The sequence below is a fragment of the Shewanella sp. MF08487 genome (assembly GCF_050848685.1).
GTDB classification, from domain to species: Bacteria; Pseudomonadota; Gammaproteobacteria; order Enterobacterales; family Shewanellaceae; genus Shewanella; species Shewanella glacialipiscicola.
The window spans coordinates 57,247-79,233 of sequence record NZ_JBOZPB010000018.1; the positions used below are offsets into that span (position 1 = coordinate 57,247).

The 21,987-nt window shown below is 43.2% G+C and carries 17 protein-coding genes, 1 other RNA gene and 1 other annotated feature; of the genes, 9 read left to right on the plus strand and 9 right to left on the minus strand.

What is annotated here, in order from left to right:
• Nucleotides 1-1,348: 1,348 nt before the first annotated feature.
• Nucleotides 1,349-1,714, minus strand: a complete 366-nt coding sequence (gene hpf, locus ACRN9H_RS13170) for a ribosome hibernation-promoting factor, HPF/YfiA family (protein WP_432314299.1) — start codon at nt 1,712-1,714, stop codon at nt 1,349-1,351.
• A 299-nt stretch (nt 1,715-2,013) separates the two neighbouring features.
• On the opposite strand from hpf (ACRN9H_RS13170), the gene ACRN9H_RS13175 reads away from it, so the two are divergent.
• Complete coding sequence (locus ACRN9H_RS13175; RefSeq protein ID WP_432314300.1) at nt 2,014-2,706, plus strand: cytochrome b/b6 domain-containing protein; 693 nt, start codon at nt 2,014-2,016, stop codon at nt 2,704-2,706.
• Between the two features lie 74 nt (nt 2,707-2,780).
• Here the strand turns inward: ACRN9H_RS13175 and ACRN9H_RS13180 are convergent, their stop codons facing one another.
• Nucleotides 2,781-3,230, minus strand: a complete 450-nt coding sequence (locus ACRN9H_RS13180; protein WP_432314301.1) for a c-type cytochrome — start codon at nt 3,228-3,230, stop codon at nt 2,781-2,783.
• 190 nt (nt 3,231-3,420) lie between these two features.
• Here ACRN9H_RS13180 and trpR point away from each other — a divergent pair, with 190 nt between their 5' ends.
• Nucleotides 3,421-3,696, plus strand: coding sequence for a trp operon repressor (trpR, locus tag ACRN9H_RS13185; protein ID WP_432314302.1), 276 nt, complete (start codon nt 3,421-3,423; stop codon nt 3,694-3,696).
• Nucleotides 3,697-3,885: 189 nt separating this feature from the next.
• Here trpR and slyD read toward each other — a convergent pair whose 3' ends face one another.
• Nucleotides 3,886-4,542, minus strand: coding sequence for a peptidylprolyl isomerase (slyD, locus tag ACRN9H_RS13190; protein WP_432314303.1), 657 nt, complete (start codon nt 4,540-4,542; stop codon nt 3,886-3,888).
• 473 nt (nt 4,543-5,015) lie between these two features.
• Nucleotides 5,016-5,140: a sequence feature (Thr leader region), on the plus strand.
• 29 nt (nt 5,141-5,169) lie between these two features.
• Between slyD and thrA the strand changes: the two genes are divergently transcribed.
• The 4 genes from thrA to ACRN9H_RS13210 all read left to right on the plus strand — a co-directional run bounded on the left by thrA (nt 5,170) and on the right by ACRN9H_RS13210 (nt 13,584).
• Entirely contained in the window at nt 5,170-7,638 is a 2,469-nt protein-coding gene (thrA, locus tag ACRN9H_RS13195; protein ID WP_432314305.1) for a bifunctional aspartate kinase/homoserine dehydrogenase I, read from the plus strand.
• The gene (thrB, locus tag ACRN9H_RS13200; protein WP_432314307.1) at nt 7,635-8,597 is read left to right on the plus strand and encodes a homoserine kinase; all 963 of its coding nucleotides are present in this window, start codon (nt 7,635-7,637) and stop codon (nt 8,595-8,597) included. The genes thrA and thrB overlap by 4 nt, the downstream gene beginning before the upstream one ends.
• 85 nt (nt 8,598-8,682) lie before the next feature.
• Nucleotides 8,683-9,966 (plus strand): threonine synthase, encoded by a 1,284-nt coding sequence (thrC, locus tag ACRN9H_RS13205; RefSeq protein ID WP_432314309.1) that lies wholly within the window; start codon nt 8,683-8,685, stop codon nt 9,964-9,966.
• Nucleotides 9,967-10,299: 333 nt separating this feature from the next.
• A complete protein-coding gene (locus ACRN9H_RS13210) occupies nt 10,300-13,584 on the plus strand; it encodes a S41 family peptidase (protein ID WP_432314311.1) in 3,285 nt (1,094 codons plus the stop codon).
• Between the two features lie 349 nt (nt 13,585-13,933).
• On the opposite strand, the gene ACRN9H_RS13215 is transcribed toward ACRN9H_RS13210, so the two are convergent.
• The 4 genes from ACRN9H_RS13215 to ACRN9H_RS13230 all read right to left on the minus strand — a co-directional run bounded on the left by ACRN9H_RS13215 (nt 13,934) and on the right by ACRN9H_RS13230 (nt 16,878).
• The gene (locus ACRN9H_RS13215) at nt 13,934-14,371 is read right to left on the minus strand and encodes an OsmC family protein (RefSeq protein ID WP_432314313.1); all 438 of its coding nucleotides are present in this window, start codon (nt 14,369-14,371) and stop codon (nt 13,934-13,936) included.
• A gap of 95 nt (nt 14,372-14,466) precedes the next feature.
• Nucleotides 14,467-14,817, minus strand: a complete 351-nt coding sequence (locus ACRN9H_RS13220) for a DUF3325 domain-containing protein (RefSeq protein ID WP_432314315.1) — start codon at nt 14,815-14,817, stop codon at nt 14,467-14,469.
• On the minus strand, nt 14,814-16,502 hold the full coding sequence (locus ACRN9H_RS13225) for a PepSY-associated TM helix domain-containing protein (protein WP_432314317.1): 1,689 nt from the start codon (nt 16,500-16,502) through the stop codon (nt 14,814-14,816). The genes ACRN9H_RS13220 and ACRN9H_RS13225 overlap by 4 nt, the downstream gene beginning before the upstream one ends.
• A gap of 1 nt (nt 16,503) precedes the next feature.
• The gene (locus tag ACRN9H_RS13230; RefSeq protein WP_432314319.1) at nt 16,504-16,878 is read right to left on the minus strand and encodes a DUF3649 domain-containing protein; all 375 of its coding nucleotides are present in this window, start codon (nt 16,876-16,878) and stop codon (nt 16,504-16,506) included.
• A 428-nt stretch (nt 16,879-17,306) separates the two neighbouring features.
• Between ACRN9H_RS13230 and ACRN9H_RS13235 the strand changes: the two genes are divergently transcribed.
• Together ACRN9H_RS13235 and hpf (ACRN9H_RS13240) are read left to right on the plus strand one after the other, a co-directional pair.
• A complete protein-coding gene (locus ACRN9H_RS13235) occupies nt 17,307-18,875 on the plus strand; it encodes a methyl-accepting chemotaxis protein (RefSeq protein WP_432314321.1) in 1,569 nt (522 codons plus the stop codon).
• A gap of 247 nt (nt 18,876-19,122) precedes the next feature.
• Nucleotides 19,123-19,479, plus strand: a complete 357-nt coding sequence (gene hpf, locus ACRN9H_RS13240) for a ribosome hibernation-promoting factor, HPF/YfiA family (protein WP_432314323.1) — start codon at nt 19,123-19,125, stop codon at nt 19,477-19,479.
• A gap of 242 nt (nt 19,480-19,721) precedes the next feature.
• On the opposite strand, the gene ACRN9H_RS13245 is transcribed toward hpf (ACRN9H_RS13240), so the two are convergent.
• Nucleotides 19,722-20,444 carry a YebC/PmpR family DNA-binding transcriptional regulator gene (locus ACRN9H_RS13245; protein ID WP_220773710.1) on the minus strand — a complete coding sequence of 241 codons (723 nt, stop codon included), beginning with the start codon at nt 20,442-20,444 and terminating at the stop codon, nt 19,722-19,724.
• 812 nt (nt 20,445-21,256) lie between these two features.
• Here ACRN9H_RS13245 and ACRN9H_RS13250 point away from each other — a divergent pair.
• Nucleotides 21,257-21,496 (plus strand): TIGR02922 family protein, encoded by a 240-nt coding sequence (locus tag ACRN9H_RS13250; RefSeq protein ID WP_432314325.1) that lies wholly within the window; start codon nt 21,257-21,259, stop codon nt 21,494-21,496.
• Between the two features lie 130 nt (nt 21,497-21,626).
• On the opposite strand, the gene ssrA is transcribed toward ACRN9H_RS13250, so the two are convergent.
• Nucleotides 21,627-21,982: a transfer-messenger RNA gene (gene ssrA / locus ACRN9H_RS13255) on the minus strand.
• Nucleotides 21,983-21,987 lie beyond the last annotated feature (5 nt).

Sequence of the window (21,987 nt, forward strand, 5' to 3'; positions counted from 1 at the left end):
ATATATGGTCAAGCGAGTTTATCCTCCTTATGGTCAATATGGGACAAGGTAAAACACTCGTTTATCTTACATTTACGTGTAACAGTAAAACGTTAACAACTAACTAGATAACGACTTGCATTTACAATGAACATTAATAAGTACTTTAAGCTGCATAGTATATAACCTTTAAACCATGCTGTTTGCAGTACCAGCGAACTTACATACTTACATACTTACATTTATACACTTACATATTTCTATAACATCAATATTAAAAACTTACACTTACACAAATATTAAAAACTACCACTTACAAAAGGAACATTTTAAAATAAACGATTTACGGCTCATTGATTGTACTCAGTACATTTTACTGTAAAAACAGCGTAGCCTTATCATGCGTTTAAGGTTGTTACTTACGTTATAACATTAACATTAACATTATTGCACTTTGCATTTAAATCTAACGTATTAAAACATAGAACATTTAAATCTATTTTATTTGTAGCTATTACATTTTTTATCAAGTCTAGATGTCCTCCTCTTTCTGTGTTGGTTAACTATTATATAGATGCTTACGTTTGAAATATCAAGTAAAAAATTAAAATTAAAACTAAAATTTGAGTGGTGTATGTCTATTTCCTTGAATTTTATAATAAATTACATTCTGTTTTTGTGTGATAAATAATTTGGCTAGTTTACCTCTCATTAAGATTGTCACTATGTTAGTTTAGCTTCGATAACCAATTAAAATATTACTAATGCAGCCTGATTTTTCAAGTGCTTAAACTGCAAGTATTTAAAACTAAAGCTTAGACCTAAATTCCAATTAACCTTACGTAATAATGATAATTTGTAATAAAGACTTTTATGTGGTGAAAACCTCCTGCATCTACATTTATATTGATAGAACATTTTACATATACCAACGTGGCGCTTAACTCCTTGTTCTTATTCGATAGTTAACGTAATTAGCTTGTGTTAGCGTTAAATTATGTGATGTCTGTCTCCATTTTTTAGTTAACCTTCTTAATCTTAAGTAGTGTGTATTAAACTTTAAATTATTTAGTTTTCACTGTGAAATTTGATGATAAATTGTCACTGCTCCTTAGTTATATCTAACAGCGGCTATATAAAATTACGTTATAAGCCTGAATCAGATTGTTGAAGTTTAACATATTTAAAATTATTTTATTTTGTATCGTTTAAATACTTTTCCACTTCCCCAGTGTGGTGGCTATTTAGTTAATGTGTATTTTTATTATTAAATATAATTTCACTATGTACTTGTAAAAACTGTGATCTAATTAAAAATTCTACTTTATTTTTCCAAGATGACACATGTATTCTATTAAGTGGACTTAAACTATATTACATCTTCCTCCTCATACTCATTTTGTTCGTCGTCAACTTCAATAATATTAGTAGTTGGTGCTAGTGATGTGAAGCGCAGAGCTTCAGGTTTGTGTGTTATGCGATTGAGTTGTTTCTCTAATTTTTGACCCATAGCATTAATCGCAGTATATAAATTTTCATGTTTTGCTTGAGCGAAGAGTTCACCATTTGGGATGCCAACCGATGCTTCTATTTTGAAACCTGGTTTCTCCTCTGTAATGGTCACATGGGGATTTATCATTTGCACATCATGTCTTGAAAGTTTTTCGAAACGACTTTCAATACGTTCACGAATAGGAGCTGTAACTTCAAGTTGTTTGCTAGTGATCTTTAGCATATTTCGAACCCTCTGCTGTTTCCTTGGATTTCAGATTACCAAGGTTCACGCTATAAAACGAGATCTTCGTCACACTTTTGTACTGATGAGATATCGTTCGCTGGATATTTGATCGCTTAGGCAAATATCAATAATTCTTAGCCCAAAAGCCTTGTATTGCCTGTTAAATAGAGTCATATTCGATGGGATAACTCCGCAGTCTTTGTCCTTATTTACTTATATTTACTTTAAGTTTCCCCCTTAACTCCGATAAAATACTTGAACTTATTTCACTCGTTTATGTTGAGCTTGCCCATTTTATGAATACTGAACACGTTAAAATTAAAGTTTGGGATTTACCAACGCGAATTTTCCATTGGGGCATGGTGTGTCTATTAGCACTTTTATGGTGGAGTGCTGATGCTGGCGAAATGCAGAGGCACCAGATTTTTGCTTATAGCTTGTTGATCCTTATTGGATTTAGGATCCTCTGGGGGATAATTGGTAGTGATACCGCAAGGTTTAACCATTTTGTGCATCATCCAAGAGTCGTGTTGGACTATTTAAAAGAGGTTAAGACGAAAGGTATGTCTGTTGTACTTGGACACAATCCTATTGGTGGCTACATGGTTATTGCGCTGATTGGGATTATTAGCCTTCAGTTAGTCACAGGTTTGTTTGCGACTGATGATATTTTTACCGAAGGTCCGCTCTATAGTTATGTGAGTTCTGATACCAGTGGATTATTGACCTGGCTACATAAAATGAACTTTAACCTTATCCTCTTGCTAAGTGCCATTCATATACTGGCAGTGGTCATTCATGCCATAAAAGGAGATAAGTTAGTCAGTGCTATGTTCAGTGGTTATAAAAAGGTATCTAAGGTGGCATTGTCATCAAGCTCGAAAAGCGATCTTACGTTTAAGTCAGTGTGGCTCGCTTTAGTGTTGTTGACTGTATTAGGGGCCGTGGTTTTTGTGTATTTAATCTGGCCCATAGTACAAGTGTTGTAGAATTATACTTAGTTTTGAAGCAACAAAAAGCCTGCTTATGAGCAGGCTTTTTGTTAGACAAAAACAGAATGAAATTAGTCTTTCTTATATACGTCGTGGCAACTTTTACAGCTTTTCCCTGTATCCGCAAAGGCTTGCTTGATTTCGGCTTGGTCACCTTTTTGGGCTACAGTAGCAAGAATGGCTGCATTTTCTTGGAAGGTTTTCATTTTCGCATCGAAACCTGCTCTGTCTTGCCAAATTTTGGCTAAGGCTTCTGTGTCGCCTTTGTCTGAGCCATCAATAAAACCTTCAAATGGAATTTTTGATAGGGCAGCAACGTTGGTTGCACGCATTGCGAAAGTTTCTGCTTCAAAAGGTTTTTTACCTTTCATCATGGCTGCCATATCACCGAAGTTATAGGCAATAAGACCAAATGCAGATTGGCGGTATTCAATCGCATCTTTTGGTTCTTCGAAATTGTGTGCCTGCGCAGCTGAAGCGAATAGAGCACTGGCAACGAGAGTAAGTAGTAGTTTTTTCATTGTATTCTCACAAATTAGCGTTGAAGTGTGACATTGTCCTGCTATTGTACACAAATTAACTTGATGTACTAGAAGCATTTTTGTCAGTTTTTGTCTAGATAAGTATCTAAACGTAACAAGTTATTTGTATAGAGGCTAAATCTGTTAAACTGCCTTATGTAATGCTTGAACAGTACTTCTGAGGGTTATTATGCGAGCAAATTGGGATTTAGTATTAGAAAAAATATTGAGCCACAGCAATTATGAAGATCTTTCTGTGTTGTTTCATTTATTGTTAACTGAAGAAGAGCGAAGTGCCGTTGCTGGGCGTTTAAAGGTATTTCAGTTGTTACTGGATGGAGATATGAGCCAAAGACACATAGCGGCTGAATATAAGGTGAGTATCGCAACTATTACACGTTGTTCTAATTATCTAAAAAATATGTCACCTGAACATAGATCAAGAATTCAAAAATTGATTAGCTAATGTCCGAGTGAAAGTTTCAAGTCAAAACTCACTATATCCGTTAGTCATTTTCCATTACCACATAGAGTATTTTGTGTATAAAAAATGCACGACCTTAGATTAAGGGCATGCATCTTAAAATGTTAAACAATGGCAATTTAATCGCTCAAGGATACACTATTTCTCGTTAACCTTTGCACCACCCCTTGTCTAGCCGCGGCAACCACAGCCGCCATTGCCGTCACAACCTGTTTTAGGTGTGTCGCAGGCTTCGTGCTCTTCATGGTGATGCCCATGATCGTGCTCTGAACCGCCACAACAGCCGCTAGATTCTTCTTTACCTGAACCACCACAGCATCCACCACCATGATCGTGATCATGGCCATGACTTCCACAACCGCCTTTTGCATGAATGTGACCGTGTGAGATTTCTTCTGCACTCGCTTCACGAACGTCAATAATTTCAACGCTGAAATTCAATGCTTGGCCGGCTAAAGGATGGTTACCATCGACGATAACAACATCGTCTTTAACTTCCATGACTTGAACTGGGCGTTGACCCATTTCAGTTTCGGCAATAAAGCGCATACCTGGAACGATATCTTCGATATCGCCAAAGGCTTCTAATGGTACTGCTTGGCGTAGGCCATCGTGGTAAGGGCCATAGGCTTCTTCGGCGCTAATAGTAACGTCGAGTTTTTCGCCTTTAGTTTTACCATCTAATGCGGCTTCTAAACCTGGGATCAGGTTTTCAGTGCCGTGCAGATATAGCATAGGTTCAGAGTCGAAAGAGTCTTCTAATAGTCTGCCTTCTTCATCTGATAAACGGTAATGAATGGTTACCGCGCTGTGTTGAGTGATCTTCATATCGCCTCCGGTTCAGAATGTGCGCGCATAATAACGTGCTTTTTTAGCGCTGGCGATAAGTTGAAGTCGCTTATGTTAGATACAGCACAGCTTTATTGCTCTTGAATTAAATAGCGCTGCGTATATGGCAATATAAGAAATGTTATTTTTGACACTTAGTCTATAGATTTTAACGGAATCATGATGTAGAACAAATAATGTAGCTTTAATTAAGGTTGTGTAAATAAATCGTTTTAAAACATATTGTTATTTATGCTCATTGGCTTTTTTTGACGTTGACGTCAAAAGTTATCTAGTGAATAAAACACATTTTTAGCTCTAGAAAACTTCATAATATCTAATCTTGAATGGCTATTTCATTGAGCGCCGTAATTTGTTAATAAATAATTAATTTAAGGGGTTGACAAGTGCAGGTAAAAAAAGCAATTCTGCTTATCAAGAAATTAACATGGATTAGCCCAAACGTATGAATAGCCTCGGTTTCGTAGTAACTACCATTATTACAACCACCACTACAACAATAGTGGGGGCGGGCTGATACACCCTAAAGAATTTTAATAATGAGCCCGCTTCCCACAAAGAAGCGGGCTTTTTTGTTTCTAGGCGGGCGTGGTGCAGGAGAATAAGATGAAAGTAATGAAATTTGGCGGTACCTCGCTTGCAAATTGGCAGCGATTCTCTATGTCGGCGGATATCATCGCCCAATCATCCCAAATTGAGTCGGTGGCGACAGTCTTGTCTGCCCCTGCAACCGTGACTAATGCGCTGTTAGAAATGGTGGATGTTGCGGTTAAAGGTGAAAACTATGCGCCAGTCTTGCAGCATGTCGAGCGAGTATTTACCTCTTTGTATCAAGATGCCGTTAACTCAGTGTTGTCGAGTGAACAAAGCGAGTTGCTCTTCTCAGGACTCAATGCCCAATTAGTCATCTGGCAAGACAGATTACGCGGTATTGCATTACTACAAGAATGTCCCGATGGCATCCGTGCTGAAATCGTGGTCGCTGGTGAGCGTTTATCTGCAGCCTTGATGGAACAAGTGATGATATCTAAAGGGATCACTTCGGCTCAGCTTGATCCTCGCGCTTTATTTTTAGGTCGTGGTAGCCCCCTTGAGTCGGTAGTTGATATTGGGGTGAGCAAGCCCAGATTTAAAGTATTACTGCTGGACGAAAAACGGGTATGGGTGATGCCAGGTTTCACCGCCGCAGATGCTCACGGTAAGGTGGTCACTTTAGGGCGTAATGGATCTGATTACTCTGCTGCTGTGCTCGCTGCGTGTTTAGATGCCTCTAGTTGTGAGATTTGGACCGACGTTGACGGGGTTTATAATATTGATCCGCGCGTCGTGGCGGATGCCAAATTATTATCACAATTGAGTTATCAAGAAGCGATGGAGCTGTCTTATTTCGGTGCGAAGGTGTTACACCCCAAAACAATCGCTCCTATCGCCCAGTTTCATATCCCTTGTTACATCAAAAATAGTTTTAATCCGAAAGCGCCGGGCACGCTTGTATCCGATAAAGCCGATGAGAGTGGCCTACAGGTAAAAGCTATTTCTAATCTTGATAATCAAACCATGTTTGATATTTCAGGCCCCGGCATGAAAGGCATGGTCGGTATGGCGAGCCGTACCTTAGCGGCAATTTCCCGCAGCGGTGTGTCGGTGTCTTTAATCACTCAAAGTTCTTCGGAATACAGTATCTGTTTTTGTGTTGCCACCGCTGAGGCGGAAAAAGTGAAATGGGCCTTAGAGCAAGAGTTTGAATTAGAAATAAAAAGTGACTTGCTTGAACCTATCGCTATGCGTCATGAGCTCGCCATCGTTTCTTTGATTGGTGATGGCATGCGCACCCACAAAGGTGTGGCAGCGCGTTTCTTCCAAGCGTTAGCGCAGGCAAGCGTGAACATTATAGCCATTGCCCAAGGATCGTCTGAACGGTCGATTTCGACGGTCATCGAGCAGCGTAAAACTAAGCATGCGGTTGCTGCTTGTCATCAAGGTTTTTTCGATGTGCAGCAATATTTAGATGTGTTTTTAGTCGGTTGTGGCAACGTGGGCGCTGGCCTGCTTGAGCAGATAAAACAACAATCTTCCATGCTCAAAGAGCAGCACATCAGCATTCGTGTTTGCGGTATTGTCAATTCAAACAAGATGTTACTCAATAGTGCGGGTATCGATTTAAATAACTGGCCTAGCTTGCTTGCCGATAGCCAGCAAGCCTGTGATATCCCCGCGTTATTGGCATGGGCGCAAGAACAACAATTACTGAACCCTGTGTTGGTGGATTGCACTTCGAGCGAACAAGTATCGAATCTGTATTTAAAGGTGATGAACTCAGGTTTACACGTGGTCACGCCGAACAAAAAGTCTAACACTCGCGATTATGCTTATTATCAAGCACTGCGCCAAACGGCATTAAAACAGCGTCGTCAGTTCTTATACGAAACCACGGTAGGTGCTGGATTACCTGTTATCGACAATCTGAAAAAACTATTATTTGCAGGTGATAAACTGCATAAGTTTAACGGTATTTTATCGGGCTCTTTATCCTTTATTTTCGGCATGCTAGATGAGGGCATGACGCTGTCAGAAGCAACCGGTCTTGCAAGGGATAAATGTTTTACAGAACCCGATCCCCGTGATGATTTAAGCGGTATGGATGTAGCGCGTAAAGTGCTCATTCTTGCCCGTGAAGTGGGATTAAAGTTAGAGCTCAGTGACGTGCAGGTTGAATCCGTACTGCCAGCCGAGTTTGATGATTCAGGCGATGTTGAAAGCTTTATGGCACGTTTGCCAGAGGTTGATGCAGCGATTGCCGCTAAAGTGGCGCAGGCCAAGGCACAAGGTAAAGTGCTGCGTTATGTGGGGCAAATTGAGGATGATGTGTGCCGTGTGCGTATCGCAGCAGTCGATGCACAAGATCCTCTATATAGCGTTAAAGGCGGCGAAAATGCCTTGGCATTTTACAGTCGTTATTACCAACCTATCCCCTTTGTGTTGCGTGGCTATGGTGCAGGAACGGAAGTGACCGCCGCTGGTGCGTTTGCCGATGTGTTAAGAACCTTGAATTGGACTCGTGAGGTGAGCGTATGAGTTTGACTGTTTACGCACCAGCCTCTATGGGTAACGTGGGCGTAGGATTTGATTTACTGGGTGCGGCATTGGCGCCGATTGATGGCAGTTTACTTGGTGACAGAGTGACGATTGCTGCAGCAAAATCGGGTGTGAGTTTGGCGCAAACTGGCGCTTGGGCCCATAAACTGCCTGATAATCCGCAAGACAATATAGTGTATCAGTGTGCCGAGTTTTTCTTAAAAGCTCTTAGTCGAGAGTTTTTAACGGCGCAAGGTAAAGTAGATGAAGGCGTGGCACTGACACTGGAAAAAAACCTACCTGTTGGCAGTGGGTTAGGTTCGAGTGCAAGCTCTGTCGTGGCGGCGTTATATGCCTTGAATGAACATTTTGACAGACCTTATAACGAGCAAGCTTTGCTGGAATTGATGGGCGAGTTTGAAGGTAAGATCAGCGGCAGTGTGCACTATGACAACGTCGCCCCCTGTTATTTGGGCGGCATGCAATTGATGCTCAATGTGCCGGGCACTGTATGTGAAGCGATACCCAGCTTTAAAGAATGGTATTGGGTAGTGGCTTATCCAGGGATTTCACTTTCAACCGCGATGATGCGTAAACTCATGCCCGATCAATACGATAAAAGTGTCACTATTGATTTTGGTCGCTATTTAAGTGCCTTTGTACATGCGTCTTATCAGCAAAACGCTAAGCTGGCGATTAGCGTATTAAAGGATGTGTTAGCTGAACCTTATCGCGCTGCTGCCATTCCGGGTTACGACAATGCTAGAGCTGCCTTAGCCGATTTAGGAATGTTGACTACGGGTATTTCGGGCAGCGGTCCAACACTGTTTTCGATTACTGACGATTTAGCCACAGCTAATGCTGCTAAAGCTTGGTTAGAGCAGCATTATTTAACTGAAGCGGGTGGCTTTGCCCACGTGTGTCGCCTTGATGAGCAAGGCACGCGTAGAGTCGATTAATGCTTGTTTTTAGATCAAGACTAAATATTACGGTTAAATATCAAAAATCAGTGTTTAAGTATTAGCATCAAAAGGTTGAGTGAGCATGGAACTATATAATTTAAAACACCCTTCGCAGAAAGTGAGCTTTAAAGAAGCGGTACAACTGGGGTTAGGTAAAGACAGAGGTTTGTTTTTTCCTAGTCAAATACCCGTACTAGACGATATTGAAGGGCTGCTGGCGTTGACATTCGTTGAGCGCAGTAAAAAAGTGCTCGGTGCATGGCTCGCCTCAGAGTTAGGGCAAGATGCGGTCGATAAATTGGTTGAGCGCGCCTTTAACTTTGATTTACCTTTGATTGCTGTTGACGAGCAGCGCGCTTGCCTCGAATTGTTCCACGGCCCAACGTTGGCATTTAAAGATTTTGGTGCGCGTTTTATGGCGCAGTGCGTCAATACTTTTGTGGGTGACACACGATTAACCATTTTGACTGCAACATCGGGCGACACTGGCGCAGCGGTTGCCGATGCTTTTTATGGGCTTGAGAAAGTCAATGTGGTGGTGCTCTATCCTAAGGGTAAGATTAGTGAACTACAGGAAAAGATGTTCACGACGTTGGGCAAGAATATCCATACAGTCGCCGTCTCGTCCGATTTCGATGCCTGCCAAGATCTCGTTAAGTGCGCCTTCGATGATGCCGATGTTCGTGATGGTTTGAGCTTGAACTCCGCTAACTCAATCAATATTAGTCGATTGCTGGCACAAATTTGTTATTACTTTGAAGCGGTTGCTCAGTCTAAGCTACGCCACGATGCCGATCCGGTGATTGCAGTGCCCAGTGGTAACTTTGGTAACCTCACTGCGGGTTTATTTGCTAAAGCGATGGGATTACCGGTTAAGCGTTTTATCGCCGCGACCAATGCCAACGATACAGTGCCGCGTTATTTAGACAATGGCCAATGGCAGCCCAATCCGACTCAAGCAACCATGTCCAATGCCATGGATGTGAGTGAGCCCAGCAACTGGCCGCGTGTGGAAGCCATTTGTGAGAAATTAGGCTGGCCACTGAGTAGCTTAGTGGGTATTCGCTTATCGGAGAAACAAACGTCACAGGCGCTGGCTGACTTGTACGCGCACAATTATGTATCTGAGCCCCATGCCGCAATTGCAGCTAAAGCCTTGTCGTTAACCCTAGTGCCTGGCGAAGTGGGCATATTTTTAGGGACGGCGCATCCCGCTAAGTTTAAAGATGTAGTCGATCGTGAGCTTAGCCTGAATTTACCTTTGCCAGCAGAATTAGCAGCCGTTGCGCATAAACCGATATTATCGGCAGAGTTACTGGCTGATTTTGCTGCATTAAAAAACCATTTATTTAAAATATTAGCTTAAATATCAATCCATAATAGACATGGGAATTATATTTTAAGGGAGCCTCGCTCCCTTTTTTATTACCCTATGGCAATGAAAGCGAAATCAGCGAGTTTATTTTATATTCTCAATTTTTATCTATTTGATCTGTATTGGTAAAATAGATGACACATTTGCTAAAACTTCTCTCACTCAAGGTTACTGAACTTTTGGCTCAATTCTGCTAGTTTGATTGGCAAATAGGTCGAGCCTAGCTGTAAATGCTTTGGCCTATCACCTATAAATCGTGCGTCATAAAATAGTCCGCCATAAAAAATAAGCATACTAAAAATAACAATAAGATAGAGGTCATACATGAAACTTCGCCATTCCGTTGCCAGCTGCATGCTTGCCCTCGGCACGTTAACCGCAGTACCAGCCATCGCTGCTGATACCGTGAGCAATCAAGGATATTATCGCGCGCCAGCTCTGCACGATCAAACCTTAGTCTTTACCGCAGAAGGCGATTTATGGACTCAGACCTTAGGTCAAAAGGCTGCGACTCGCTTAACGAGTTTGCCCGCAGAAGAGCTCGGAGCGAGTATTTCTGCCGATGGTAAGTGGGTGGCTTATGTAGCCAATTATGAAGGCGCGAGCGAAGTGTACGTGATCCCTGTTACGGGCGGCGTAGCTAAACGGGTAAGTTTTGAGAATAGCCGTGTGCGGGTTCAAGGCTTTACGGCCACAGGCGAGATTTTATATTCCACCGACAGTGGCTTTGGTCCTGCTAATAATTGGATGTTGCGCAGCGTCGATCCTCAAACCCTCACCACCACAGATTTACCCTTAGCCGATGCAGTTGAAGGTGTGATTGATGATCGCAACGAATACGTTTACTTCACCCGCTTTGGTCTGCAAGTGACGGGGGATAATGCCAAAGTGTACCGTGGTGGCGCGAAAGGCGAATTATGGCGCTTTAAACTCGGCAGTAAAACCGAAGCACAGCTGCTTAGCGGTCAACACGACGGCTCAGTGCGCCAACCTATGTTATGGCAGGACAGACTCTATTTTATCAGCGACAGCGATGGTAACGACAACCTCTGGTCGATGGCGTTCGATGGTTCAGACGCAAAACAGTTGACCCAGTTTAAAGATTGGCAAGTCCGCGGCGCGCGAATGGATAAAGGTAAAGTGGTATTCCAGCAGGGTGCAGATATCCATGTATTTGATATTGCGGCCACTAAAGACTCGTTACTCAATATTGAACTCACTTCTGATTTTGCCGAGCGCCGTGAGCATTGGGTAAAAGATCCTATGGATTACGCTTCTTCGACTAATTTGGCCCCCGCTGGCGATAAAGTAGTGATTACTGCTCGCAGCCATATCGCCATTGCGGGTGTTGATGGCTCGCGCTTAGTACAAGTTGCGCTGCCAGGGACTTATCGTGTTAGAGAAGCTATTTTGAGCCAAGATGGTAAGTCGGTTTATGCGATTAGTGACATGACAGGTCAGCAGGAAATTTGGCAATTCCCTGCTGATGGCAGCAGTGGCGCTAAACAGTTAACCAAAGATGGCCATACCTTAAGAATGAGCCTTAACCTGTCGCAAGACGGTCGGTTTATCGCCCACGACGATAACGATGGCAACGTTTGGCTACTGGATTTAAAGAAAAACACTAACCAAAAAATCATCACTAACGGTGAGGGACTTGGGCCTTACGCCGATATCCGCTGGTCCGGTGACAGTCGTTTTATTGCATTAACTAAGTCGGAAATCGGTAAGCAAAGACCGCAAATTGTTCTTTATTCAGTGGATGAGAATAAGGCCGAGACACTGACTAGCGATAAGTATGAGTCCTATTCACCCACCTTTAGTCGCGATGGACAGTGGCTCTATTTCCTGTCAAATCGCCAATTTAGTGCAACACCAAGCTCGCCTTGGGGCGACAGAAACATGGGGCCCGTGTTTGATAAACGCAGCCAAATATTTGCTATTGCCTTAGTTAAAAGTGCCAAGTTCCCCTTTAGTAAACCTAATGAGCTCAGCGTGAGCGAAACTGACAAAACCGCAGCTAAAGATAAAGCTAATCCACTAACCATCGATTGGGCGGATATTTCGCAGCGCTTATGGCAAGTTCCTGTTGATTCAGGTAATTACAGTGAGCTTCGCGCTGTTGATGGTAGGCTTTATGTGCTTGACCAAGCGATGGGTGATGATACCGAGCCGAGTTTAATGACCATTGAATTTGATCCCTTGAACCCTAAGGCCGAAGTGTTTGCAGAGGATGTGGGTCATTACGCAGTTTCTGCCAACGGTAAAAAGCTGATGCTGCGTAAACATAGTGATGACAAGGCGCTACTGATTGTCGATGGCGGCGATAAGTTGGGTGATACGGATAATGCCAAAGTGCAAACGGAGCAATGGCAATTAGCGATTTCTCCTCCGCTTGAATGGCAGCAAATGTTTGAAGATGCGTGGTTGATGCACCGAGAATCTTTCTTCGACAAGAAGATGCGCGGCCTCGATTGGCAAGCCACTAAGGCTAAGTATCAGCCTTTGCTCGACCGCCTGACCGATCGTAACGAACTGAATGACATCTTCATGCAAATGATGGGCGAGTTAGATTCTTTGCACTCACAGGTGCGTGGTGGTGATTTACCTCAAGATCCCGATGCGGCTAAAGCGGCAAGTCTTGGCGCGCGTCTACAGCAAACTGCGGATGGCGTTAACATTGCGCATATTTACAGTAACGATCCTGAATTACCCGCCAATGCTTCACCGTTAAATCGTATCGAAGTTGATGCTAAAGAAGGCGATATGTTGTTAGCCATTAATGGCACGCCAGTAGCTAATGTGGCTGATGTTACGCGGCTTTTACGTAATCAACAGGACAAACAAGTATTGCTACAGCTAAAACGCGGTAGTCAAACACATAAAACCATCGTCATGCCAGTCAGTGCTACGGTAGATAGCCAGTTACGTTACCAAGATTGGGTGAGCCATAATGCCGCAGTGGTTGAGGATGCGAGTAAGGGCAAGATGGGTTATTTGCACTTATATGCCATGGGCGGCGGTGATATTGAAAGTTTCGCCCGTGAATTTTATACCAACTACGATAAAGATGGCTTAATTATCGACGTGCGCCGTAATCGCGGCGGCAATATCGACAGTTGGATTATTGAGAAATTATTACGCCGCGCGTGGGCTTTCTGGCAACCCACTTACGGCAGCGCTTATAGCAATATGCAGCAAACTTTCCGCGGCCATTTAGTGGTATTAACCGATGAGCTAACCTATTCCGACGGCGAGACCTTCGCTGCGGGGATTAAAGCACTCGGTATTGCGCCATTAATTGGTAAACAAACAGCAGGAGCGGGTGTGTGGTTATCTGGGCGAAATGCGTTGACCGATAAAGGGATGGCGCGGGTGGCCGAGTATCCGCAGTATGCAATGGATGGCCGCTGGGTGCTTGAAGGGCATGGCGTAACACCGGATATTGAAGCCGATAACTTACCTTTCGCTACCTTTAATGGCAAAGATGCGCAGCTTGAAACTGCGATAAGCTATTTGAAGGATGAATTAGTTAAACAGCCTATTCCCGCCTTAAAAGCGCAACCGTTACCAGCAAAAGGTATGGCACAGGATATTAAAGCGCAGTAATTGATCGTTAAATTTAGAATTAAACCGAAATTTAACTGAAATTTAAGATATTGCAGTTAACATAGCCGCGTACAAAGTTAGGGTGTTGTCTCTTAGTTCCCGAGACAACACCCATTTTTATGTCCAGTCATTATCGTACTCATCCCTGTCGCTATACTGCCACGCTTACAATCAGCTAATATTCTCACCTCTTATGTGCCTTTATTTGACTCAGGCTTAAATATTATCCTGCTGTAGCGATATTTTTGTAGCATCAGATGGCGTAGCGAGTCTTGCGAAAGGTTGGTGTCAGGTAATAAAAAGCCTGCTTAGGAATACCTCCAGCAGGCCGTAAAGATAACGTTTAACGCTAAAACTTAATTTGAATATCCGTCGTTAACGTATTAGCAATAAAGCAGTTAGCATGGGCTTTTTCGTGGATTTTTTCTAACGTTTCATGGTTAACGTCAATCCCATCCGCAAAAATGACCTTAGGGTTAAGTACCATTTTAATAATAGCGAGTTTTCCGGCTTCGTTTTTTCCAAGCTCGGCTGTTGCATTATCAACATAGGACGTCACATTTAAGCGTTTAAGGTGAGCAATCGTCAGAAAGGTCAGCATATGACATGAGGATAGCGCAGCTAGTAAACTTTCTTCTGGATTAACATTATGCTCATTACCTTTGTAATCTGGCGCTGAAGAGGCCTGAATGGTCTGGCCGCTGCCAAAAGTAATGCTGTGGTCTCGGCAAAACTCACCTTCTTCGGCAGGCGAAGTTTGCCAATTGACCATTAACTTAAAGCCCATGATTTTCTCCTATCTGAAAGACATCTGGGCACTATAGCCTAGCGGTGATCACATAGCTATGATCTGCCAAGTCTAAGATGGACAGAACTGTTGCGTTATATCCCAGATGCGAATAATAAACTCCCCGTTAGCACACTGCTTGTGACTATACCTATGGGTAAATGGCGTGGACTAAAGCTTAAGGTCAGAATAACTAGCATTGCCGCGAGGGAAATGATCCCCATAAACAAAATGCTACCATAGGCCCAGCCTTGATCACTTGCGCAGGCACTGAGGCTCAACGCCAGTAATAACCAGGCAAACGAGGTGAGTAAATGGCTTTGCCATTGTGCTGGTGGGCGGTTAAACACATCTTTAAAATGACCAAACTTAGCTAAGGCGAATAGGGCGAGGGAAAGATAACTTAATCCTAATATCCCAAGTACAGGGATAAATTCTGGCATCATGATTTGACTTCCTCTAATGACGGTTGCGAGGTCAGTTCGTCGGCTAGTGATGTTTTTGACTCGCTGCGGCGGGCTTTATTCGTCTTTGCATTCAATGCAGGTCTTGCTGAGCCATTTACGGGGGATGTTGCTATCAAAGTTAATCTTTTACTGGCAAATAGCATAGCGCTGCCAAGTATAATGGCGAGCAGGTCAAACCCGACTAAAGCCCATTGATGAGATTGAATATTGTTGATGAGATGGCTTGATGAGGTAAAAGCATTTAGTACGGGCAGTGAACAATACAAGCTCCCTGTGAGTCGTAATGCGGTTTGCCACTGGCGACGTGAACGACCCAAGAAAGCCCAAACACCCATTACCGCTAACGCGATAAAGAAACTGTGAACTTCCCATTCAGAGCGGCTTGCAAAACTTGTCGATAAGAGACGATTGGCGTAAAAGAAGGCTACAGTGCCTAAGGGGAGTCCTAAGATAAACATGAAGTTTAACCCTTCAACTAAACGTAATCCAACGCTTGGTTTCTCGCCTTTATCGATCAATTTTTGCTGTTTTTGACGTAGACGAATGGCCCACATCAAAGTGCCTGTCGCGATCATAGCGCAGCCTAATAAACCGCAGAAAAAGAATAAAAATCTTAGCAGCGGGGCGGCGAAACGTGCCGTGTGCAGCGACATCATAGTATCGTAAGTCGCGGAGGCTCCTGAGGCTTCTTGCGGGCTAGTATATGTAAGCTCACCATTTACCCCGTTGAATATTAAAATATTGGCTTCATCGGTCACATCTTTACCTGTGTTTTGGTAAAAGGTCACTTGGCTATTTTGATCTTTAGGGTATGACACTATCACTTGCTTAATTGGCGCATCGCCCCATGCGGCTTTCACTTGCGGTAGTAATTGGCTCAGTTGCACCTGTGGCGCACTAATTCCTGCGGCTTTCTCGGTTTGTCTGGCGGGATTAAGTTCTTTTAAAAAGGCTTGGTTATCACCCGAATAGGCGGTATTAACCGTCCATGGAATATACATCAGCATTAGGGTAATAAGCCCTGTATAAGTGATCATCAAATGGTAGGGCAGTGCGATGACAGAACTCACATTGTGCGCATCTAGCCAAGAGCGAGCGCCTTTATCCCGTCTAAAACTGAACAAATCTTTGAAGATCCGTTTGTGTATCACTATGCCACTGATAAGGGCGATCAGCATAAACATAGTGCAAACGCCGACGATATAGCGGGCTGTAATAGCGGACATATAGTGCAAGTCAAAGTGCAGACGATAGAAGAAATTGCCACCACGACTTTCGCGCACTTCTGAGATCATGCCGCTGCCATCGGCTAAAGCGACATGTTCTTCAGTTTTACCGCGGCGTTGGCCTTTTTCTGGTGGCAGTTGCCAGCTAACACTGTGAAAGGGGGTTCGTTCAGTTGGAAAATTGATCATCCAGCGCTGCGCTGTTGCCGGCGAATGCGCTTCTATGTAACTTTGACCTTTATCCAATTGGTTTTCGAGTGTATCGGCTCGGTAGTCTTGATAAACCCCTTTGTGTAATTCGGGTTCATTCCAAAGGCTGATCTCATGGCGAAAATAGCTCAAGCTACCCGCAAAAAAGATCAACAATAAAACCCAACATACGAGCAGGCCTGCCCAGGTATGTAGCCAAGATAAAGTTCTAAAAAATGTCTCTTTCATCTTATTGCCCACATACCTTGATCAATCCAAAACATAACAAACTCACTAAGCCTAAGTCTCGCCACGCATGCCAGGTTTTACGCACACAAAAGGCATAAATAATAGCGATGGCATAAAACAGGAAAGCTAGCATATTGGCCGTTATCGTGCTTTCAAAGCGCGGCATAGGTAGCACTAATGTTAGCAGGCAAGCCAAGGTTGCTGCCGCAACGTACCCAGCCAATAGAGCGGCACTCGCACGAGCAAAGACTTTGAAGGCAACCTGCGATTGCTCTTGCTTAAACCATTGCACAATTCCTCGCGAAATCAGCGAGAACGAGCGCATTTGAGTTGTAGAAGATTGCGTTGAGGTTTCAAACGCGGGTGTATTAGACATAAGTGCCACTTCTCATTTCGAGCTAATATGGGTCTGTTATGGCTATCCGTTACTGTTGATGCTGCAAAGTGTGCTTGAGCTTTTTAGCTTAACGACGAATGCATTTCTATAGCAGGGGATAGTTAACCGCGAGAAGTATAACTTAGTTAACTCAAATGATAAACGATATCATTTAGATTCGAATGTAAATCTGTGATCTTAAGCTGATCTGCTTTAGCGAGTGTAGAGTGGCGAGTTTAACGGATGTAGCGTAACGAGCGCCCTGTCACAATTGTTTGTTTTTATTTGTTGATATGTATTTAGTGGTTACTGCTTGTTTAGCATTAGGTTAATTTTTATGCTGCCTATGTGAGCTTTATCAATTTTGATAGACGACGGTTTTGGCAGAATGCGTTATCTTTTTTACCGAGACTTAGCCTGATAACCCTATGCATAAAAATTCTACAAATGGTGAAACACACCTGTCAGATAATGCGATTTTACTATCCACGACGGATCTTAAGGGAAACATTAAATATGTGAATCAGACTTTTTCGCAGATCAGCGAGTTTAGTGCCGCTGAGTTGCAAGGGAATCCCCATAATATAGTACGCCATCAAGATATGCCTGCCGCTGCATTTAAGATCCTCTGGGAGCGAATTAAGCAGGGAAAACCTTGGATGGGGATAGTTAAAAATCGCACCAAAACGGGCGGCTATTATTGGGTGAATGCCTACGTTGCGCCTGTGTATGAAGATGGTAAAGTTCATGAGTATCAATCTGTTCGTCGCCAAGCCACCCCAGAGCAGATTAAAGCTGCTGAGAGTATTTACAGTGATATTAATCAGGGTAAGCAATCTAAAGTATTGCGTAAAGATAGGTTAGGTTTCAGTGGCAAAATACTGCTGGCCATGTTGGTTTCGATTACGGCTACGGCGATGATTGCCAGTTATTCCCCCATCGTTGCCGCGATGGTGGGGATGAGTCTCGCGTGCCTCGCATGGTATTACCTGATGCAGCCACTGCAAAAGCTCGTATCTATGGCAACCAACATTATTGACGATCCTGTCGCTACGGGCGTGTACACCGGCCGCCAAGATGAGATTGGTAAATTAGACCTCGCTCTGCGTTTTTTGATCACTGAAATTGGTGGCGTTGTTGGCCGTATGGCGGATTCAGCCAGTGAGATCCAAGCACAAAGTGTCAGCCTTAAACAAACCATTACAAACACTTGGGAACATGCTGATAGTCAGAGCGAACAAACCACGCAAGCTGCGACTGCGATGGAGCAGATGAGTACCAGCTTTGCTGAAGTGACAGGAAACATTCATCGTACTGCCTTGGAAATGGTGTCGAGCCATGAGGCGGCGCAACGCGGGCATTCTCGTTTAGAAACGGTTATTGATGCGATACATCAGTTGAGTGTGCAAGTGAGCCATTTTTCCGATGTGGTTCAAACGATTGAACAAGATAGCCGTGCGATTCATCAAGTGCTTGAAGTGATACGTGCCATTGCTGATCAAACCAACTTGCTGGCTTTAAATGCGGCAATTGAAGCGGCGCGGGCAGGAGAGAGTGGCCGTGGTTTTGCCGTGGTGGCCGATGAGGTCAGGCAGTTATCGAGCCGTACTAGCCAATCCACCTCGCAAATCGAGTTAATTGTTAGCCGTTTTAGGGAAAGCACTCAAAGGGCAACCTCGACCATGATGGCGGGGCAGGAACAGGTCAAACGTTCGGTAAGCTTAGCGCAAGATGCGAGTGTGGCTTTTGGCGAGTTGCTTTCATCTATTTCGCGAATTAATTCTTTGAGTGATGATAATGCGGCGGCGATGACGCAGCAGACTTCGGTGGCCGCAGAAATCAGCCGAGCCATCCATGTGATCAGCGACTTGGCTCAGCAGAGTTTAGAGCAGACGCTCGATGCGGCGGCGCGGGGGGATCAAGTGTCACGTTTATCGACCAAGACGCATCATTTGTCCCAACAGTTTTGGCAGCAGAGTGTGCAACGTAAATATTAAGCGTATTTACCTTATGTCGTATTGGATTAAGTGATTGATTTATTATTAACGCCTGTTTATAAATCAATCACTTAATCATGTTTTTCTCGCTGTTTTATTTTTAACTTCTTGATGGCGGTCACGTTTAGGAGATGCTAATACCTGAGTTGACCGAAATATTTGCCAATAACCCTTGTGTTTTATCCTGCATGCCCCAAGCTCTAATAGTGAAGCAAAATAAAAGTGATAACACTAAAAGGGACAACCTATGAAAATAAATATTTCTGGTCACCACGTTGATGTTACTGATTCTGTTAGAGAAGATGTTAACAATAAATTTGCCAAAATCGCCACTCATTTTCCCTCTTTGGTCGCACTTGATATTATTATCTCGAAGGAACATGGCGAGTATCAGGTTGAAATTCGTACCAATTATGAAGGTGCCCGTGTTGCAGCTTCGGGTAGCGATGAAGTGATGTATCCTGCAATTGCTGCAGCAGCGAAAAAACTTGATGCAGCACTTAAGCACCGTAAAGGGCTACTAAAAGCTGATTTACACGAAAAGCCGAGTTGTACTACACCTGCTATTGCCCACGAAATCATTCAAGAAATGGATCTACGTTAAACTTTAGCTGTCACTCATTACCTAAATGAGCACAAAAAGGGCCTAACAGGCCCTTTTTGTTTTTGTATTACTGAGATTTTCATTAATGAATTTATATATTATTTTGTCCGTTAGTTAATGCGCAACATTATGTAAATCATTGCGCTATAGCTCTCGCTATCGCATCAATAAAAATGCCGTCCACCTTAAGTGAACGGCATTGTTCAAAATTTACGTTTTAATGGGTACCACCTTAGGTGATATTACTCGTCGATTTCAGCATTGTGATAAACATTTTGTACGTCATCACAATCTTCTAATGCAGCCACAAATTTTTCAAACATGGCCACATCTTCACCCTCAACTTTTACCATGTCTTGCGGTACGAAGGTGATGTTGTCGAATTCAAAGTTTATGTCTGGCATAGCATCAGTGAGCGCCGTTTTAACTTTAAAGTACTCAGTGTGAGGTGCGTATACTGTTATTAAGCCATCTTCAAGCTCAACATCGCTTACATCAACATCAGCCATCATAAGTAACTCTAAAATGGCATCTTCATCGTCGCCAGCAAATACAAATACAGCTTGATGGTCAAACATGTGACCGACTGTACCTGGACTACCGAGTTTGGCATCGTTTTTAACAAAAGCTTGGCGAACTTCGGTGAAGGTACGTTTAACGTTATCTGTTAAGCAATCAACGATGACCATACAGTTACCAGGACCAAAACCTTCGTAACGGGCTGTATCGTAATCTTCACCGCCACTACCTTTCGCTTTTTCAATTGCGCGCTCAATAACGTGCGCGGGGACTTGATCTTTCTTTGCGCGCTCAATCAAACGGCGTAGTGATAAGTTTCCATCGGGTTCAACGCCGCCTTGCTTAGCAACGACGTATATCTCTTTACCGTAGCGTGAGTAAATGCGGGTTTTTTGACCTGCTGTTTTCGCCATGGATTCTTTCTTGTTTTGATATGCTCTGCCCATCTTGATCTCGTTAGCTCAAAAAATTGCGCCGATATTAGCAGTTTTCTCGGCATATGTGCAGCCGTTCCTATGGGATTTATTACGCAGAAGGCGACGTGGCACGCATTTCAGCATGAAGTTAGCGTTATTTAAAAATCATATGTGTGTAGGGCTTGATGCTGCATAGCGGTAAATGTTTAATGTCATATATCTGTGATACTGTTGATGTAAGTTTGAGCTGATTTTATGGTAGCAGATAAATTTTCTATTCTATTCAGCTAAATAGACTAAAAAATTAATGATGTTTTATTCTAAATAACATGGCAGAGCTTGTTATGGCTCAGCTCTAGTGCCTTATGTTAAAAATTTAAATTTTAATGTTCCCATAGGGGGGCCGTTATGGCCGTCATATTGAACCTGTATTACTGCATACCTAATACGGGTGGGTTATGCATTATTTATCAGGCCCCATTTTTTAATGGAAAACATCGAGGCCGTTTTAGAGCGGGATTTAAAGCGAAGTAAATGATGAATAATCTAAGCCTAAAATATTGGCTTTATATCCATACAGCTCTTTAAATCCGTTTTACATCTATTATCTAGCGCAACTAGCCATTAGCATCTGTGAAATGTATTGGTATCTTTTTATTAAAGTGTTTAAATAATCAAAATATGCTGCATGATGCCGTATTGTATGAAAAACGTGCGTTAAAAGACGTAGTAATATTCTTGTTTTTTGATTGTGTCTTTGAGGATATATTGACCACAGGGACAGCAACGCTCTTGCTAGGTAAATATAACGCAGCTGACGCTGCTAACGTGAGTTAAAAATAATGCAAGCAAATCAAGCTATTGTGACTGTTTTATATTATGACGCGCCTGTAGGGCTCATTATGCATAATGCTGTACTCGATGGGTTATCATTCAGTGAGTCAGGGCGCGTGATGATACCTGCAAGTTTCCGTAAGGGAAAATCAATTATCGCTGTACTTGAAGGTGAATGTAAGATACTGAACTCATTAGGCGAACGAGTTTTTGCGCAGCCCAATATAGGTAACCTTTCAAGCGAGTAGGGCGGCGCTTCAGGTTCTCTATAGCTGAAAATAGTGAGATGTATGTAGCACACTTCTGTAGTACAGGCTTGTTAAATGCCAGATAAGAAAAAGGACTGAAACCTTAACGGAATCAGTCCTTTATATTGTTTGGTGGAGGCGGCGGGACTTGAACCCGCGTCCAGAACACCTACGTCCAAGGCACTACATGCTTAGTCTTTCTTTTAGTTAACCCGAATAAACTCCGAAAGACAGGATTTCATTGGGTGAGTCCGGTACTATTTCGCGGTTCACCCCCGGACAGAGTTCCCTCGCTATCAAATGTAATATGACCATCTGTATACACTGCCCATTTGAGAGACCTGTGTCAGATGGCTAGCTAGCCTAAGCTGCTAGAGAGTAGTTAGAGTCGTTTGCAACTATAACGGTGCGGCTTTTTACGAGGCCAACCGCCCCTCGGCATGCTCCCAGGGTTTCGTGAATCCTGTCGAATCCAGAATCGCCCCCAAGAT

Bases quoted from the DNA above. Each gene is read 5' to 3' on its own strand.
- hpf (WP_432314299.1), bottom strand. From the start codon at position 1,714: ATGCTAAAGATCACTAGCAAACAACTTGAAGTTACAGCTCCTATTCGT.
- ACRN9H_RS13175 (WP_432314300.1), top strand. From the start codon at position 2,014: ATGAATACTGAACACGTTAAAATTAAAGTTTGGGATTTACCAACGCGA.
- ACRN9H_RS13180 (WP_432314301.1), bottom strand. From the start codon at position 3,230: ATGAAAAAACTACTACTTACTCTCGTTGCCAGTGCTCTATTCGCTTCA.
- trpR (WP_432314302.1), top strand. From the start codon at position 3,421: ATGCGAGCAAATTGGGATTTAGTATTAGAAAAAATATTGAGCCACAGC.
- slyD (WP_432314303.1), bottom strand. From the start codon at position 4,542: ATGAAGATCACTCAACACAGCGCGGTAACCATTCATTACCGTTTATCA.
- thrA (WP_432314305.1), top strand. From the start codon at position 5,170: ATGAAAGTAATGAAATTTGGCGGTACCTCGCTTGCAAATTGGCAGCGA.
- thrB (WP_432314307.1), top strand. From the start codon at position 7,635: ATGAGTTTGACTGTTTACGCACCAGCCTCTATGGGTAACGTGGGCGTA.
- thrC (WP_432314309.1), top strand. From the start codon at position 8,683: ATGGAACTATATAATTTAAAACACCCTTCGCAGAAAGTGAGCTTTAAA.
- ACRN9H_RS13210 (WP_432314311.1), top strand. From the start codon at position 10,300: ATGAAACTTCGCCATTCCGTTGCCAGCTGCATGCTTGCCCTCGGCACG.
- ACRN9H_RS13215 (WP_432314313.1), bottom strand. From the start codon at position 14,371: ATGGGCTTTAAGTTAATGGTCAATTGGCAAACTTCGCCTGCCGAAGAA.
- ACRN9H_RS13220 (WP_432314315.1), bottom strand. From the start codon at position 14,817: ATGATGCCAGAATTTATCCCTGTACTTGGGATATTAGGATTAAGTTAT.
- ACRN9H_RS13225 (WP_432314317.1), bottom strand. From the start codon at position 16,502: ATGAAAGAGACATTTTTTAGAACTTTATCTTGGCTACATACCTGGGCA.
- ACRN9H_RS13230 (WP_432314319.1), bottom strand. From the start codon at position 16,878: ATGTCTAATACACCCGCGTTTGAAACCTCAACGCAATCTTCTACAACT.
- ACRN9H_RS13235 (WP_432314321.1), top strand. From the start codon at position 17,307: ATGCATAAAAATTCTACAAATGGTGAAACACACCTGTCAGATAATGCG.
- hpf (WP_432314323.1), top strand. From the start codon at position 19,123: ATGAAAATAAATATTTCTGGTCACCACGTTGATGTTACTGATTCTGTT.
- ACRN9H_RS13245 (WP_220773710.1), bottom strand. From the start codon at position 20,444: ATGGGCAGAGCATATCAAAACAAGAAAGAATCCATGGCGAAAACAGCA.
- ACRN9H_RS13250 (WP_432314325.1), top strand. From the start codon at position 21,257: ATGCAAGCAAATCAAGCTATTGTGACTGTTTTATATTATGACGCGCCT.